Origin of the sequence: Brucella sp. MAB-22 (genome assembly GCF_025908475.1) — a bacterium.
In the GTDB taxonomy this organism is placed as follows: domain Bacteria; phylum Pseudomonadota; class Alphaproteobacteria; order Rhizobiales; family Rhizobiaceae; genus Brucella; species Brucella anthropi.
Genome location: NZ_CP109782.1, coordinates 646,982 through 662,644, shown reverse-complemented (window position 1 = coordinate 662,644; position 15,663 = coordinate 646,982). Strand labels below are relative to the sequence as shown.

The following is a 15,663-nucleotide window of genomic DNA, read 5'->3' as shown; positions in this document are numbered from 1 at the left end:
GTAAACGTAAGATTTTTGGGAGAGTTTCCATGGAAGAACTGATCGCACGCATCACCTCCAAAGTTGGCATCGATGCGGCAACGGCAGAAAAGGCAGTCGGCATGATCCTCGCCTTCCTGCAGAAGGAAGGCCCGGCAGCGGAAGTCCAGAAGCTTCTGGCAGCATTTCCCGGCGCTGAAGAAGCAATCGCGCAGGTCAAGGGCGGTGGCTTCCTGTCCGGCCTGATGGGCGGCGTGATGGGTCTCGGCTCCCAGCTCATGGGCGCTGGTCTCGGCATGGGTGAAATTTCCGGCGTTGCCACGGAAACCATCCGCTTTGCCAAGGAAAAGGCTGGTGACGAACCAGTTGATGCCGTCATCGGCGCAATTCCGGGCCTCGGCCAGTTCGTCTGATCAAACTTTACATGCTCGAAAAGGCCCCGGTTTCCGGGGCCTTTTTGTTTTGGGCTACCCAACCGAATATACCGGCACAAATAATGACACCGCCCAGTATAAAACAATAGTATTTAAGTCATGTTTTTCACGATAACGTGAAGCCGATGTAATAATCCCTATAAATTCAGGATGATACTTGCTGCACTGGGGATTTAACCGACGCAATGATTGCAATGCCCCGGATTGTATCGGATATTTGAACCAAGGGACGAAGTCTGTTCAATTTTTAAATGCGGAGGATCGCATGCGTTTGTTTTTCCTGACTATCAGCTCTGCAGCTGTATTGATCGCCGGCGCAGCACAGGCTGACGTCACCGCAGATCGTCAGGCAATCATGAAGGACCTTGGACGCTCAGTCGGGTCAATTGCTCCGATGATCAAGGGTGAGAAGCCATTCGACGCCACCACAGCACTTGCTGCGCTGGAAAAGATCGATGCCGATGCCAAGAAGCTGGATGTGGATGCGTTGTTCCCGGCCGGTTCGGATCAGGGCGATACTGAAGCTTCGCCGAAAATCTGGGAAACCAAAGACGACTTCGTCAAGCACGTCGAAAAATTCCGGACCGACGCCGCTACGGCACTGGCTGCCAAACCGCAGGATCTTGATGCGCTGAAGCCAGCCTTCCAGCAGGTCGCCGCCAATTGTGGTTCCTGCCATCAAGCCTATCGCGTCAAGAAGAACTGATCTTCGCTGTTGACACAGAGCACACCGAACGGAAACACTCGGTGTGCAAAAAATTTGCAGCAAAAGTGCGGTGCAATTCCAGTGCATCCGTACTTGGGAACTGTCACGCTGAATAACGGTCATAAGAGCGGCCTGGCTCGTCCTGGAACCGCCTCACGGGAACAGATGGAATGGTCCGAAAACTGGCATATGCCGCAGGCGCCGTGGTCGTCCTTGGAGCCGCTGCCTTCTGGATTCTGACCGCTCCGCAGAAGGTGGACGCGACCGTGCTGGACGCGATGAAGCCGGGCGATCCCGTCAAGGGCGAACAGGTTTTCTGGGCAGGCGGCTGTGCCTCCTGCCATGCCGCGCCAGGTGCCTCCGGCGATGCACGCAAGGTTCTGGCAGGCGGACATGAACTGGTTTCAGATTTCGGGACATTCATCGCGCCCAATATTTCCCCGTCAGAGCAAGGTATCGGCACATGGACCATACAGGACTTCGCCAATGCGATGCTGAAGGGGGTGGGCAAGCAGGACGAACATCTTTATCCATCGTTCCCCTACACTTCTTATACCAAAATGCAGCCGCAGGATGTGGCCGATCTCTTTGCGTTTATGAAAACATTGCCGCCCTCCGATAATGTCGCAGCGCCGCACAAGCTTTCCTTCCCCTTCACGGTCCGACGGGGGCTCGGCCTCTGGAAACAGCTTTACCTGTCCGACCAGCCTGCGGTGGAAATCGCAAATGCTTCCGACCAGGTGAAGCGCGGCCAATATCTGACCGAAGCCCTTGGCCATTGCGGCGAATGTCACACACCGCGCAATGCGATTGGGGGGGTAGACACAAGCAAATGGCTCGCCGGAGCATTGTCGCCTGAAACCGGCAGTGACGGGAAAAAAGGCGTCGTGCCGAACATCACGCCGGATGAAGCGGGCATCGGCAGCTGGAGCGAAAAAGACATCTCCTACGCGCTGCAGAGCGGCTTTACGCCGGATTTCGATTCGCTCGGCGGATCGATGACCGATGTGGTTGCGAATATGGCTCACCTTGCCGACGCCGACCGCAATGCCATTGCCGCCTATCTGGAAGCTATTCCGGCGCACCCGAACGGCTATCCTGCGCGTTAGGACGCGCTTCGATCTCATAGAAGCAAGATCAGGAATCTGTCTACCGGACCGATTCCCTTTCCTAACGTTTCACACTTTTCGGGGTGTGGTATCGTAGCCGTGTATCGCTTCTCTACACCAGTGAATTGTCTGGTGGGCCAATCCTCCGGCTTCGTCAGCCGCTTGATTGAGCATTACAGTAGGTATTTCCTTCACTGGACTAAAACGATTTACTATCTTATCAATATATTTCGGTTCGTATCACAATTATACGATGTATTGACTAAATTTCTAATCAATAAATTACTTTAGGAGACATCTATGAATAAAGAATATGAGCAGTTTGTTTGGGATCCGGAAGTAGACCAAAATTACGACCCGGAAGTATATGTATATAATAATGTAGTAAAAAACGGTCTCTATAATGGGATATATAAGTCGAAATGTGCTTTTACCACGAAAGCAAACTCGCAACGAAATAGATTATTTGATCTAAAAATTATAGAATCAGAAGCTCCACTCTCTAATCAATGGGGCGGCGCATACGACGAATATAGTATTGAGGTCGTTAATGGAAACGTGACGTTTGACTATGCTGGCACGAATGAAGAGGGTATAACCTTTTTGGGATATGGTCGTGTCGACCACAGTACTGGCTATATGGAGCCACAGTACCATATTGAAGGAGGGTCCTTAACCATCAAGAACTTGGGCGGATGGGGCGAGTCCGAGGGGCCATGGCAAACGACAATTTCCAACGGTTCATTGATATTTGAAAATGTCAAAGGTGTAGCATTAAATTGTTCTGATTTTCAGATCAAAAACCTAAAGCCCGCACATACCGATCAAATTGAAAACGGACTGAGGATCGTAGGAGCTCAATGGGCGGCTCTCTTCAAAGTATATTCCAATTCATCCAAAATAGAAATCGACGTTAGCGGTGAATTTACACTTAATAACAGTAGTCCATTTGGAGTAGGAACTATTCCTTCTCAACTAAACCTTGTCGGCTCTATTGCGACTATTCGCGCGTCGAGCATGACCTTAAGAGGAGCCATAATAATCTCACAAGCGACTGAAGCTACACTCACCGCTAACAAAATTAAGCCCAGTGATCTGCTCCTCGACATTCATGATAATTCAACGATAGCATTTCATAGCGACAGTGGTTGCCCGATCGATTTTTCAGGCGACAATAAGCCGGTTCAAGGATTCATCAACTTTATTTCCAGCGGGTATGTCGGCGGTAGCGTCACGATTTCCGGCATGAATAAGGATCGATTGCAGGCTCTGCAGAACGGCGGATTTGTCGCTATCGATGGCAAGCCGCTCGATGCTAACGAATTTCTCGCTTATGTTGACTGCACGCTGGAGCCTAACGTCACCATATCGATCAAACAGATGCCGTCTAAGGTTCCAGCTATCTCGGGACCATACCCGTTGCCTGTGAACCAGTTTCCGCAGATCAACAGCCTGGCGGTATTCTCGAGCCAAGGATACTACATTCCGAACGGTCAAACGTTAGAAGAAACTAGTGCCGATTACGCTATCGCCGTTGTTAAAAACTTCCAGCCAGGCCCGACGCCAAAGGTGATCGAATTTCCAGTAACTGATAACAACGCCATTGGCGTCATGTGCGGAAATCCAGAGCTAAGTGTGTCTTTCAACGGGTCTTTTCCTAAGAATCTATCGCAAGACTATAATGGGCAGATCACATACTCGACGCTTTTCAATCAAGGCTTTAGCAGCCCCACACCTATCAATGGACTGCCCTATCAATATAAAACGTATTATTTCGACGCACAGTATGATGCGTTCAATGACACCGTATTCTTTGCGGGTCGGCAGGGGGATAGAGAGGGGCTGATTTTCTCCTTGGTTAATGCTGGTCAGAAAGAATTCATCACGACGATCACCATGCCCGATAACACCAACTGGAATGTCGAGGATTCCTCTTTCGGCGTCAGCAGCAATCCACGACGAATCTACGTCTGTGGAGAAAACGCCGTCACTTACTGCGATATCGATAAGGGCAATCTGATCGGATCAGTATCCGTACCCAAGGTGGACGGGAAACAGGCGACGGCACTAACCTATATCTGTGTCGACAATGCCAATGGTGTAGTTTACGTGAGCGCTCTCTATGGCGAGGGCGGTCAGCAGGAAACTGTCATTCACAAATTCTCTGCCGTTACCAATGACTATATTGGTATTGTCATTCGGCAACAGGGCTTGTTCTCAAATATGCTGGTGGACGATACGGGGACTTATCTCTATTCGGCTGGTGGTTTGCGAATCAACGTCATTGAAACCAATGGTTCCTTTGTCGCCAACACGATCATGCTGGATAAGCAGGCAGACGGTGAAGAGATTGCGGCTATGGGGTGGAACCGCTTATCCCTTACCCTGGTTGTTGGTATCAGCGATTATTCCAGTGCTGGAACGCCGACGCCCTCCCGAGTTTATACGATTAATAAGCCTTACAACGCAGCTTAAGCGACAAACGGTTGTGATTAGATCACTCACACCCCACTGTGGTGGGGTGTGAGATTGTTACCGAAATCGCTTTCGTCAATCTCATCCAGTCAAGCTATATCGGCGGTGTGCATGTAGTGGCCCCCTAAATCCCCGGACACGATCTCCCACTTGTTAAGTGTTAGGAGTAATGTGCCCATTATGATCAGTCATATCCCTAAGATAGAAGTGCTGTCCGGCCCTGAGCGCCGCCGTCGCTGGTCGACAGCGGAGAAGCTCGCGATAGTCCAGGAGACCTACGAGCCTGACGTTACGGTCAGCATCGTTGCGCGACGGCATGGCATTCAGCCGAACCAGTTGTTCGCCTGGCGCAAACTTGCGGCGCAGGGTGCGCTGACGGCCACCGCATCGCAGGAAGAGGTCGTGCCGGCATCCGAATACAGGGCACTTCAGAACCAGGTGAAAGAGCTACAGCGCCTCCTCGGCAAAAAGACTATGGAAGGCGAAATCCTGAAAGAAGCGCTTGAGATAGCATCAGGGTCAAAAAAACACCTGTTGCGCTCGCTCTCGTTGCCGAAGGACGGTTCGCGATGATGGCGGTGTGCGAGACCCTGGGTGTCGCCCGATCCAGCATAGCGGAACGTGTGAGGCAGCGTCCTTCCAGAGCCAGAGGGCGGCCGCCGCTCGCCGATCAGGAGCTGGTGGATGAGATCAAGACAATCATCGACGACATGCCGACCTACGGATATCGCCGGGTTCACGCGATCCTGCGCCGTAAAGCCCGCAACGAAGACCGTCCATGGCCGAATGCCAAGCGCGTCTACCGGGTGATGAAGGTCCACGGCATGCTCCTTCAGCGCCACACCGGTGCGATCGATACGCGCCGTCACGATGGTCGTGTGTCTGTTGAGCAATCGAACCTGCGTTGGTGTTCAGACGGCTTCGAAATCGGCTGCGACAACAAGGAGAAGGTGCGCGTTTGCCTTCGCTCTCGATTGCTGTGATCGCGAGGCTATCGCCCATGTCGCGACAACCGAGGGCATCAAGAGCGAGGACGTCCAGGACCTTGTCATCACCGCTGTCGAGAACCGCTTCGGTCTCATCAACACCCTTCCAAAGCCAATCGAATGGCTGACGGACAACGGCTCCTGCTTCATTGCAAAGGACACCAGATCGCTGCTTATGGATATCGGCATGGAGCCGTGTTCGACGCCCGTTCGCAGCCCCCAGTCCAACGGAATGGCCGAAGCCTTCGTCAAAACCTTCAAGCGCGATTACGTCTCGGTGAACCCATTGCCGGACGCCATAACCGTCATCGCGCAACTGCCCTCATGGTTCGAACACTATAATGCCCTTCACCCGCATAAGGCATTGGGGTATCGCTCGCCTCGTGAGTTCTTAAACCGTCAAACCGAAACCTGATCCTGTCCGGTTTTTAAGGGGCAACTCCAGTGCATCCCATTCGATTCATTCATTCGGGTCTGCCCCGCTTTTCGCTCAGGTATTTTAGTTGCACGGAGCAGGCCAGAACGCCATTCGATCTGATTAAATCAGATCGGCACTCTAACGATTTGTTTGACGCGCATTTAGCCTCATCAAAGCAGAATGAGAATTCGTCCAGTGGACAGATTTCCTTGCGAATGCGCTCTAAGGGCGAATTATTCGAGTTACGGCATCCACCTTCACCCTAGGCTTTTCCTTGTCGGGACGAAAAGCGGTGTTTATATCGGCACTCTATCGGTTTGTTTTAGCGCGCATCTTGTTCGAAAACCGTTGCACAGTTTTCGAGATGCGTTCTAAGTATTTGTTTCGTCGCATTTGCCTCACGCAAAACCGCTTCGCACTTTTGCTGGAAATGCTCTAGATATAGTTGAACAGAGGGAGCAAGCTGCCTGATGACTGCCGAAGACGCTATTTTTCTTGGCGCGAGCCGCAAGCCTGACGACTCCTACCAGCAGCCGGAATATCTAGCGCTGAAATACGGCAACCGGCACGGTCTCGTCACCGGCGCGACCGGCACGGGTAAAACGGTCACGCTGCAGGTTCTTGCCGAAAGCTTTTCAGCGGCTGGCGTTCCGGTTTTCTGCGCCGACATCAAGGGCGATCTTTCCGGCATTGGCGCGATCGGCGTTCAAAATGACGGCCTTCTCAAGCGTGCAGCGGAAGTGAAGCTTGATCCGTATGAAATGCGCGCCACGCCTGTGATCTTCTGGGATATTTTCGGCGAACAGGGACACCCTGTCCGCGCCACCATTTCCGAAATGGGGCCGCTCCTCCTGTCGCGCCTGATGAGCCTGACCGAGGCGCAGGAAGGTGTGCTGAACATCGCCTTCCGCCTGGCGGACGAAGAAGGCTTGCTGCTTCTGGACCTGAAGGACTTGCAGGCCATCCTCGCCGAAATGGCGGAGCGCTCGGCAGAACTTTCGGGCAAGTACGGCAATGTGAACAAGGCTTCGGTGGGTGCGATCCAGCGTTCGCTTCTGGTCCTCGACCAGCAGGGCGGCTCGAAATTCTTCGGGGAACCGGCGCTCAAGATTTCAGACCTGATGCGCACCACGACCGACGGGCGCGGTGTGGTGAGCGTGCTTGCTGCCGACAAGCTGATGATGAGCCCGCGGCTCTATTCCACTTTCCTGCTTTGGCTGATGTCTGAACTGTTCGAGGAACTGCCGGAAGTCGGCGATCCCGATAAGCCGCGGCTCGTCTTCTTCTTCGATGAAGCCCATCTTCTCTTCGATGAAGCGCCGAAGGCTCTGGTCGACCGTGTCGAACAGGTGGTGCGCCTGATCCGCTCCAAGGGCGTCGGCGTTTATTTCGTGACGCAGAACCCGCTCGATGTGCCGGAAACCGTTCTGGCGCAGCTCGGCAATCGCGTGCAGCACGCGCTTCGCGCCTATACGCCGCGCGAAACCAATGCCGTGAAGACGGCAGCCGATACATTCCGTCCGAACCCGGATTTCAACACGTTTCAGGCGATCACCAATCTCGCCACTGGCGAAGCGCTGGTGTCGACGCTGCAAGCCAAGGGGGTGCCTTCAATCGTGCAGCGCACGCTTATGCGACCGCCTTCATCGCGTATCGGCCCGCTGACGCCGGAAGAACGTGCGAAGATCATCGCCGCAAGCCCGGTTGCCGGGCAGTACGATCAGGTACTGGATCGTGATTCCGCTTTCGAAATGCTGGCCCGCAAGGCGCAGAATGCTGCAGCAGCCCAGCAAAAGACCAAGGAAGAGGAAGAAGGCGGCGGTAGTATCCTTGGCGACCTCGTCGGCACTGCACTTGGTACTGGTCGTCGCTCCGGTCGCCAGACGGTCGCGGAAACGGCCATGAAGTCTGTTGTCCGCTCGGTCGGCAATTCGCTTGGCCGTGCGCTCGTACGCGGCATTCTCGGCGGCTTCAAACGGTAGAGCATTCCCGGCAAAACTGGGTGTCAGGTTGCGTCCATACGTAGCCGGATGGAAACATCGGGCTACGTATGGACGCCTAAAAAAATAGAGGCAGGCGGGAACTGGAGACGGCAGGCGCGCGGCATCTTACTGCCTCGTACCACCATCGAAAAGCGCGGCCGAATAGATCCAGCCCGGCACCGACCGACTGAGATCGTCGTATCTGTCAGCCGAATAGGTGCGGCAGACGTCGTCGGTAAAGCGGCTGACGGGCAGTTTCATTCCATAATAGAGATCGGCGATGACCGGTGCGTAGCAATAGAACGGCTTGTCGCTTAGAGCCTGGCGGACAGTCTGCGCGCGCTCTTTGTCCGGATCGAACAAAAGCACTGGAACGTCGCCGATGCTGTGTTTGTCGTTGCCGTGGACATCGACCAGCGCCTCCAGGGCGGGCTTATGGTCGCCATAAACGAGCACCACGGCCTGCGGATACCGCTTTCTGACGGCGGTCACGAAACCGGCGATATCCTCGACAGTTGCGTCGATTTTGCGCAGATAGTGCGCTCTACCACCATCGTCCTCCTCACTCACATAGGGTCCATGATTGTGGACTGTGGCAAGCTGGACAAATTGCGGTCGGCTGGACCCGTCCAGCTTGCCGAGTGTGAAATCGAACAGGATATTGTCGCGGGGAAAATCGCCATCCGGGCTTTCGGGCGGGTTCATGTCTTCAATTCCGTAGAACGTCGCGAAACCGAGTTTCGGCTCCACCACGTTGCGGAACCAGAACTGGCGCTGGAAATTATGCGCAGACAGCGTTTCGAGGCCGTTCCGAGCGAGATGCGATGGCAAACTTGACGTGTGATCGGCAAAGAAATCGCGATACTCCTGATAAAGAATGCCAGCCACGGCCGCGTTGTGCGTCGGCAAACCGGTCAGCATCTCGAAACTGGCATTCACGGTACCGCCGCCGAAAATCGGTGAGATGCCGCGCATTTCAACCGCATCCAGATTGACGAGCGGCGCGAAATTGTCGCGAAAAAGCGCGCTGTCATACCAGCAGGACTCGCACAGCACTTCGATGAAGAGCGGCGGTGCCTTGCCGGGCTGCACGGTCGCGCTCTCCTCATAGGCCGCAAACTGCGCTTTCTGCGCATCCGTCAGATGGCCGGGTGCCGGGCGCACGCTCGTCTGGGCCAAATGGACCAGCAGGCCATTTTGCCGCCCGTTTGTCGGCCAATCCCACGACAAGTACTGGACACCAAGCTGCGCTCCATACTGGCCAAAAAGCCCGATGCCTCCCGCAACAGCGGATGCCATCAGCAGCAGACCGACCGGCGCGCGCATCAGTTTCCTCCGGCTGATACGCGCATTGAACGCGACATAACCGACAAGCAAGAAAAAGACGACCAGAACCGCCAGTCCTGCCCCGGACAGCTTCGCATAGCGCAGCGCGACGGATATGTTGTGGAGATGGGTTATGTCGCCGAAAATCAGCGGTTCGCCTGTCAGAAGCTCCTTTTTGCGCGAAGCGAAGCTGAGCAGCGCGGTCGGCGCGACAAGCAGAAGAAAACAGAAGACAGAAGAGAATACCAACGACAGGATGATGAAAAGCGAAATGTAAAACAGTGCCGTCAACAGAAGGGCTTTATTGTCGAAGGAGGAAAATTCGCCGGGGCCGGCAAAGAACGTGAGCCAGACGGCGACAATTGTCGTCAGACAGAGAAAGAACGCCAGCCGACCGGCTCGCTTTGCAGAGGGAGACCGGTCGGGAGAGGACGAAAAGAACAAAGAAAGACTGCGCATCCTCTGCGATTGTCACAAAACTGTCACAATAAGGATGAAGCATTTTGCCGCATGAGGACCGCAGGACGGAGCCCGCGGTCTGCTGTGGCGGATTTACATCACCAATATAGGCGATTTCGCCGGAACGCGATCGTAGAGGTCGATGATGTCCTGGTTCAGGAAGCGTACGCAGCCCGAAGAGACTGCCTTGCCGATGGACCACCATTCCGGATTGCCGTGCAGGCGGTACAGCGTGTCCTTGCCATCCTGGAAAATATAGAGGGCGCGGGCGCCGAGCGGGTTCTTGAGGCCCGGAGCCATGCCGCCGTTCCTGGCGCTGTATTGCACCAGTTCCGGCTGGCGGGCGACCATTTCATCCGGTGGGGTCCAGCGCGGCCACTGGCGCTTGTACTGGATCACAGCGCGACCCGACCACGCGAAACCTTCGCGGCCGATGCCCACGCCGTAGCGCATTGCCTGTCCGTTTTCGAGGACCAGATAGCAGAAGCGGTTGGCCGTATCGATGACCAATGTACCGGGCAGTTCGCCGGTTGGATCCTGCACAACCTGACGCAGGAAGCGCTTGTCCATTTTCTGGATCGGAATTGCCGGAAGCTGGAAGCCGCCATCCTCGACGGCGGCGTACATCTGCGCCCATCCGCCATACGAAGAGTCGACATTAGCCTGCGGGGTGCGGTTGATCGGGTTGCCCGACTGATCCACATCAATGATTGGAACATTCTGCCCCAACTGAGCGCAACCGGCCAGACCGGCGGCCGCTGTTGCTGTCATTGCCGTCAGAAAGGAACGGCGGGTAAGGGTCGTTTGCATATGAAAACCAGTTTAGTGACGGGAGGAGTTACAGATACACATTCAGGGTTAACGAATTGCGACCCGGCCAATTGTGGCAGATACGCGGTGAGCTGTCGAAACGGCCTCAAACGGCTGTTTCCGGTGTTCGGTTGCACGGAAAACGCCCGAGAAATGTGGCGTACGCCCGTTCGCAATGCGGCCTAAACGTGGCGAAAGCCCACCAGCGCGGCTCGTGTTGCAGCCGCGACACAATTTTGGGCGCAGGAGCCTGCTTTCCATAAACCGGGAAAGTTCAAATTTTAGTGATTACTCAATCAAGCAATTGGAGGTTTGGCAGAATCAGTGCCGGAGCAAACTGTTTATATTCGTCGGGCTGGTTGGTCCGATTGATCCAGACCCCGCGCATGCCGAACCGCACCGCCCCTGCCACGTCCCAGCGGTTCGAGGACTGGAACGAGATCGCGGAAGGATAAAGCCGCCATTGCAGGGTGATGAGCTCATAGACCGCCGGGGCAGTCTTGTATTTCCTGACTTCATCAACCGAAATCACGTCGTCCAGCAGGACGTCGAGCGCTGCCGAACGCACTGCGGATTCGAGCATGGCGGGCGAACCATTGGAAAGGATCGCAAGCCGTGCGCCCTTCTCCTTCAGGCTTTTGAGAGCAGCGGGCACTTCCGGATAGCAATCGAGCTTCCAATAGGCATCGAGCAAATCATTGCGCAGTGCGGGATCAACGGACGGGTAACGCGCGAATGCGAAATCGAGCGACTCCTCGGTGAGTTTCCAGAAATCGCTATAGGCACCCATCAGGCTGAGCACCCAGGAATATTCGAGCTGCTTGGCCCGCCACAGTTCGGAAAATGCCCGACCGTCCGGCCCGGCTTTGTCTGCATGTCGCCGCACCGCCGAATGGACATCGAATAATGTGCCATAAGCGTCGAAGACATAAGAACTGTGGGACACCGTTTCCTCCTGTGAGGGTCCGCCACGCATCGCGAAGCATAAAATCTAGAATTGCGCCATCCTACTGTGATTTCAATAATAATTCATTGTCTTGAAGCTGAATTGCTCATTCACGCCATTGCCGCCCGCACCGATGCGGCCTATGTAGATTCCGCACGCAAGTTTTGAGGCAGCATCTGCTCGGCCCGCCGCAAGCTGCCCATGTAAGCTCAAAGAAAAGAGGAGAGTTTCCAATGGCTTTCGAACTGCCCGCCCTGCCGTATGACTATGACGCCCTTGCGCCTTTCATGTCGCGCGAGACGCTTGAACTTCATCACGACAAGCACCATCAGGCCTATGTCACCAACGGCAACAAGCTGCTCGAAGGCTCCGGCCTCGAAGGCAAGAGCCTGGAAGAGATCGTCAAGGAAAGCTACGGCAAGAACCAGGGCCTCTTCAACAATGCCGGCCAGCACTACAACCACATCCTGTTCTGGAAGTGGATGAAGAAGAACGGTGGCGGCAAGAAGCTGCCGGGCAAGCTTGAAAAGGCAATCGAGTCCGATCTTGGCGGCTACGACAAGTTCCGTGCGGATTTCATCGCTGCCGGCGTCGGCCAGTTCGGTTCAGGCTGGGCCTGGCTGTCGGTCAAGGACGGCAAGCTTGAAATTTCCAAGACCCCGAATGGCGAAAACCCGCTGGTTCACGGCGCAACGCCGATCCTCGGCGTCGACGTGTGGGAACACTCCTACTATGTCGATTATCGCAATCTGCGTCCGAAGTACCTCGAAGCCTTTGTCGACAGCCTCATCAATTGGGAATTCGTCGAAGAACTGTACGAAAAGGCCTGATCCTTCATACAACAATAAAGAAAAACCCCGGTTTTGCCGGGGTTTTTTGTTGCTGCTATTCCTTGATTACCTGCACACCCACATGTTGCGCGCGCCCGGCTCCCCATCCGGCGATGGCAGCCCCCAGCCCCAACACAGCGAAGAAAAGACCACAGGCGGTAAAGCTGCCCGTTGCGCTGTGGATCAGCCCGACGATGAGCGGGCCGATTGCGGCAAGCGTATAGCCGACGCACTGCGCCATGCCGGACAGATGCGCCGCCGTGTGTGAGTCCGGCGCCCGCAGCACGATCACCATCATGGCGGCGGCGATGAGACCGCCCTGCCCGATGCCCTGAATGACCGCCAGTCCCCAATAGGTCCATAGCGGCAAATAGAGAAAGCCGATCAGCGGCAAGGCCGCACAAGCGCAGAGAATGACATTGAGCAGGCTCTGGTTCTTCTGGCGGGTAGCAATGGAAGGCACTGCGAGACAGGTGATGACCTGAGCCAGGATCGAAAAAGAGACCAGGCCGCCTGCCGCTGCCGGGCTCAGGCCCTGTTCGCGCAGGATCGGCGCCAGCCATCCGAAAACGATGTAGGCGGTGGAGGATTGCAGGCCCATGAACAGGGTTACCTGCCATGCCAGTTTGTCCTTCCACAAGCCGATCACCTTGAAACCCGAATGGGCGACATTGTGTTTCGCACGCATGGCCTGCGGCAGCCACAACAGCAGAACGATTGCCGCCGGAACAGCCCAGAAAGCCAAGGCAAGGTTCCAGGAACCACCGAGCATCCCCTTGATGGGAATGGTGAACCCGGCTGCGGAGGCAGCGCCGCCGCATAGCGCCATCGTATAAAGGCCGGTCATGATGGCCGCAGTTTTCGGGAAATCACGCTTGACGACGCCCGGAAGCAGCACGTTGCCCGTCGCAATTGCGGCACCGGCCAATGCTGCGCCAATATAAAGCGAATAGAACGAACCGAAGCCGCGAATGGCGGTGCCGACAGTCAGCACGACCAGCACGAAAAGCAGAACACGTTCAGCGCCGAAACGCTGCGCCAGCCGTGGTGCGAATGGCGCGAAAACACCGAGACAGACGACTGGCAGGGTGGTCAATATACCGGCTGCTACGGATGACATGCCGGTGGCATCGATGATTTCCGGCAAAAGCACGGAAACGCTGGAAAATACCGGTCGCAGATTGGCGGCGATCAGCACGAGGCTCAGACCCAGCAAAATGCGCATCGCCTTGCTTGGCGGTTGCTGGACTGGCGGCGGCGGAACGCTGTCCGCCTCAGCGTCGACCAGCGCCTCGGGCTGAAATATCGCCTCGCCTTCTGCCGCTTCCGACAGGCCTGTGTTCGTGTGGCTCATGATGCCAGCAACCTTTCAAGTTCTTCAATCAGGGGCGCCATGAAGCGGCGAACCGTTGCACCGGCCTGGTCAGGATCTCCCGAAGCGATGGCTTCGACGATCTGGCGGTGCGCCTCATGGTTTGGCTCGGGCAGTTCGCCGTCGAGCGTAGCTTCTATGGATTCGCGGATGGAGGCGGAGAAAAAAGCATAGACCTCAATCAGTGCGCTGTTGCCCGAGGCAGCGACGATGGCCTCATGAAAGGCAAAGTCTCGGGCCACGAAAGTTGCCCGGTCGAGTTCATCGCGATTGCCGCGCTGTGCCAGCATTTTCTCCAGATGCACAATCCCCTTCGGCTTGATGCGTAAGGCGGCCAGACGTGCGGCTTCCGTTTCGAGAACTGCCCGGGTCTCAAAGCGGTCGCGCAGGCTGGTATGGCGGATGCGGTCGAGGCTGCGTGCCGTGTCGGCAGTGGAACGGACATAGGTTCCCGAACCCTGCCGGGTTTCCAGCATTCCCTGTGCCACCAGCGCACGCACGGCTTCCCGTACCGTACCGCGGCTGACATTGAGCGTTGCAGAAAGCGCGGCTTCATTTGGCAACTGGTCGCCTATCGACCAGCGTCCCGACGTGATTTCGCCTCGCAATGCCTGCGTAGCCGAATCCGTCAAAGTCTTGCGGGATATCGCCTTCATATCTTCACCAAAGTCATCTGATGACTTGATGAATTAGACCTATGTAATGGAGCTGTCAACCGTCATGAAGAAAGCTGATTGCGGGCTGGAAACCACTGCCGCATTCCGTTAACAATTTTCGCGCACAGTGCCCCATAATCCAGCCGCTCGAGATTTCGGGCCAGACTTCAGGTGCCAGTATGATCACACTTTACAGCCTTTCCGGAGACCACCTCGAACAAGTGGAAGTCGAGCCCGGCACTCCGCTGCCCGAAAATGTTATCTGGATCGACCTGTTTGCTCCTGGCGTCAATGAAGACAGTATCGTCGAGGCTTGGATGGGCATTTCAATCCCGACCCGCGAAGACATGACGGAAATCGAGGAATCGAGCCGATTCTACATGGAAACCGGCGCGCAATATCTCACGGTGCCGATCCTGCACGCGGTCGATCTCGACCATCGCGAGCTGGCGCCCGTCACCTTCATCCTGCATGGTTCGCGGCTGATCACTGTTCGTTACGCCAACCCGAAATCGTTCAGCACCTATATCCTGCGCTCCACCAAACCGGGCAACGGGTTGATATCACCCAAATGCTCGGGCCTGTCGATCATGCTTGGCATTACCGAAGCCACGACGAACCGCCTCGCCGATATTCTGGAAGGTGTCGCGGGCAAGATCGATGCAGCTTCGCATTCCATCTATCGCCGTCAACCGAAAGCCCGCCCGATGACGACGGAGGATTTCCGGCACATACTGACCCAGATCGGTGGACAGGGAACCTTCCTCTCGCGAATGCGCGAAAGTCTGGCGGGTATCAGCCGCATGCTGGTCTATCTGTCGGCCATCAACAATCCCGCAGCCGGCAAGAAGGAAACGCGCAGCTGGATCAAGTCGCTGGAACGCGACACGCAATCCCTGACCGCCTATGTGGATTTTCTGTCCAACAAGGTCACGTTCCTGCTGGATACGATCGTTGGTCTGATTTCGGTAGAACAGAACGCCATCATCAAGATTTTCTCTGTGGCAGCGGTCGGTTTCATGCCACCAACACTGGTGGCTTCCATCTATGGCATGAACTTTTCCTTCATGCCGGAGCTGCAATCGCCATGGGGTTATCCGATGGCGCTGGGCCTGATGGTCGCTTCCGCTCTGCTGCCTCTCTATTATTTCCGCCGAAAGGGCTGGCTGTAACTT

The 15,663-nt window shown here is 55.5% G+C and carries 12 protein-coding genes and 1 pseudogene; 8 read left to right on the top strand and 5 right to left on the bottom strand.

Translation table 11 applies throughout. From position 1 onward, the window contains the following. The first annotated feature begins 29 nt into the window (after nt 1-29). The 6 genes and pseudogenes from OHI65_RS12635 to OHI65_RS12610 all read left to right on the top strand — a co-directional run bounded on the left by OHI65_RS12635 (nt 30) and on the right by OHI65_RS12610 (nt 8,089). Entirely contained in the window at nt 30-392 is a 363-nt protein-coding gene (locus OHI65_RS12635; protein WP_264358947.1) for a DUF2267 domain-containing protein, read from the top strand. A gap of 286 nt (nt 393-678) precedes the next feature. After that, nucleotides 679-1,119 carry a c-type cytochrome gene (locus OHI65_RS12630; RefSeq protein WP_010661571.1) on the top strand — a complete coding sequence of 147 codons (441 nt, stop codon included), beginning with the start codon at nt 679-681 and terminating at the stop codon, nt 1,117-1,119. Nucleotides 1,120-1,289: 170 nt separating this feature from the next. Continuing rightward, nucleotides 1,290-2,228: a c-type cytochrome gene (locus tag OHI65_RS12625; protein ID WP_264358946.1), complete on the top strand. Its 939-nt coding sequence runs from the start codon at nt 1,290-1,292 to the stop codon at nt 2,226-2,228. Between the two features lie 300 nt (nt 2,229-2,528). Beyond that, a complete protein-coding gene (locus OHI65_RS12620) occupies nt 2,529-4,703 on the top strand; it encodes a hypothetical protein (protein ID WP_264358945.1) in 2,175 nt (724 codons plus the stop codon). Between the two features lie 180 nt (nt 4,704-4,883). Further along, nucleotides 4,884-6,104, top strand: a pseudogene (locus OHI65_RS12615) (IS3 family transposase). 473 nt (nt 6,105-6,577) lie between these two features. After that, complete coding sequence (locus tag OHI65_RS12610) at nt 6,578-8,089, top strand: helicase HerA-like C-terminal domain-containing protein (protein ID WP_264358944.1); 1,512 nt, start codon at nt 6,578-6,580, stop codon at nt 8,087-8,089. Between the two features lie 126 nt (nt 8,090-8,215). On the opposite strand, the gene OHI65_RS12605 is transcribed toward OHI65_RS12610, so the two are convergent. From OHI65_RS12605 to OHI65_RS12595, 3 genes are all read right to left on the bottom strand, one after another. After that, nucleotides 8,216-9,874, bottom strand: a complete 1,659-nt coding sequence (locus OHI65_RS12605) for a sulfatase-like hydrolase/transferase (RefSeq protein WP_264358943.1) — start codon at nt 9,872-9,874, stop codon at nt 8,216-8,218. A 93-nt stretch (nt 9,875-9,967) separates the two neighbouring features. Continuing rightward, nucleotides 9,968-10,684, bottom strand: a complete 717-nt coding sequence (locus OHI65_RS12600; RefSeq protein ID WP_010661567.1) for a L,D-transpeptidase — start codon at nt 10,682-10,684, stop codon at nt 9,968-9,970. 292 nt (nt 10,685-10,976) lie between these two features. Next, nucleotides 10,977-11,630, bottom strand: a complete 654-nt coding sequence (locus OHI65_RS12595) for a haloacid dehalogenase type II (RefSeq protein WP_191192389.1) — start codon at nt 11,628-11,630, stop codon at nt 10,977-10,979. A gap of 233 nt (nt 11,631-11,863) precedes the next feature. On the opposite strand from OHI65_RS12595, the gene OHI65_RS12590 reads away from it, so the two are divergent. Next, nucleotides 11,864-12,460, top strand: a complete 597-nt coding sequence (locus OHI65_RS12590; RefSeq protein ID WP_012092469.1) for a superoxide dismutase — start codon at nt 11,864-11,866, stop codon at nt 12,458-12,460. A 55-nt stretch (nt 12,461-12,515) separates the two neighbouring features. Here the strand turns inward: OHI65_RS12590 and OHI65_RS12585 are convergent, their stop codons facing one another. Both OHI65_RS12585 and OHI65_RS12580 read right to left on the bottom strand, forming a co-directional pair. Then, nucleotides 12,516-13,814: a CynX/NimT family MFS transporter gene (locus OHI65_RS12585; RefSeq protein WP_125335158.1), complete on the bottom strand. Its 1,299-nt coding sequence runs from the start codon at nt 13,812-13,814 to the stop codon at nt 12,516-12,518. Beyond that, a complete protein-coding gene (locus OHI65_RS12580) occupies nt 13,811-14,488 on the bottom strand; it encodes a FadR/GntR family transcriptional regulator (RefSeq protein WP_151689652.1) in 678 nt (225 codons plus the stop codon). The genes OHI65_RS12585 and OHI65_RS12580 overlap by 4 nt, the downstream gene beginning before the upstream one ends. A gap of 179 nt (nt 14,489-14,667) precedes the next feature. Here OHI65_RS12580 and OHI65_RS12575 point away from each other — a divergent pair, with 179 nt between their 5' ends. Further along, nucleotides 14,668-15,660, top strand: coding sequence for a magnesium transporter CorA family protein (locus OHI65_RS12575; RefSeq protein ID WP_036581183.1), 993 nt, complete (start codon nt 14,668-14,670; stop codon nt 15,658-15,660). Nucleotides 15,661-15,663: the final 3 nt, after the last annotated feature.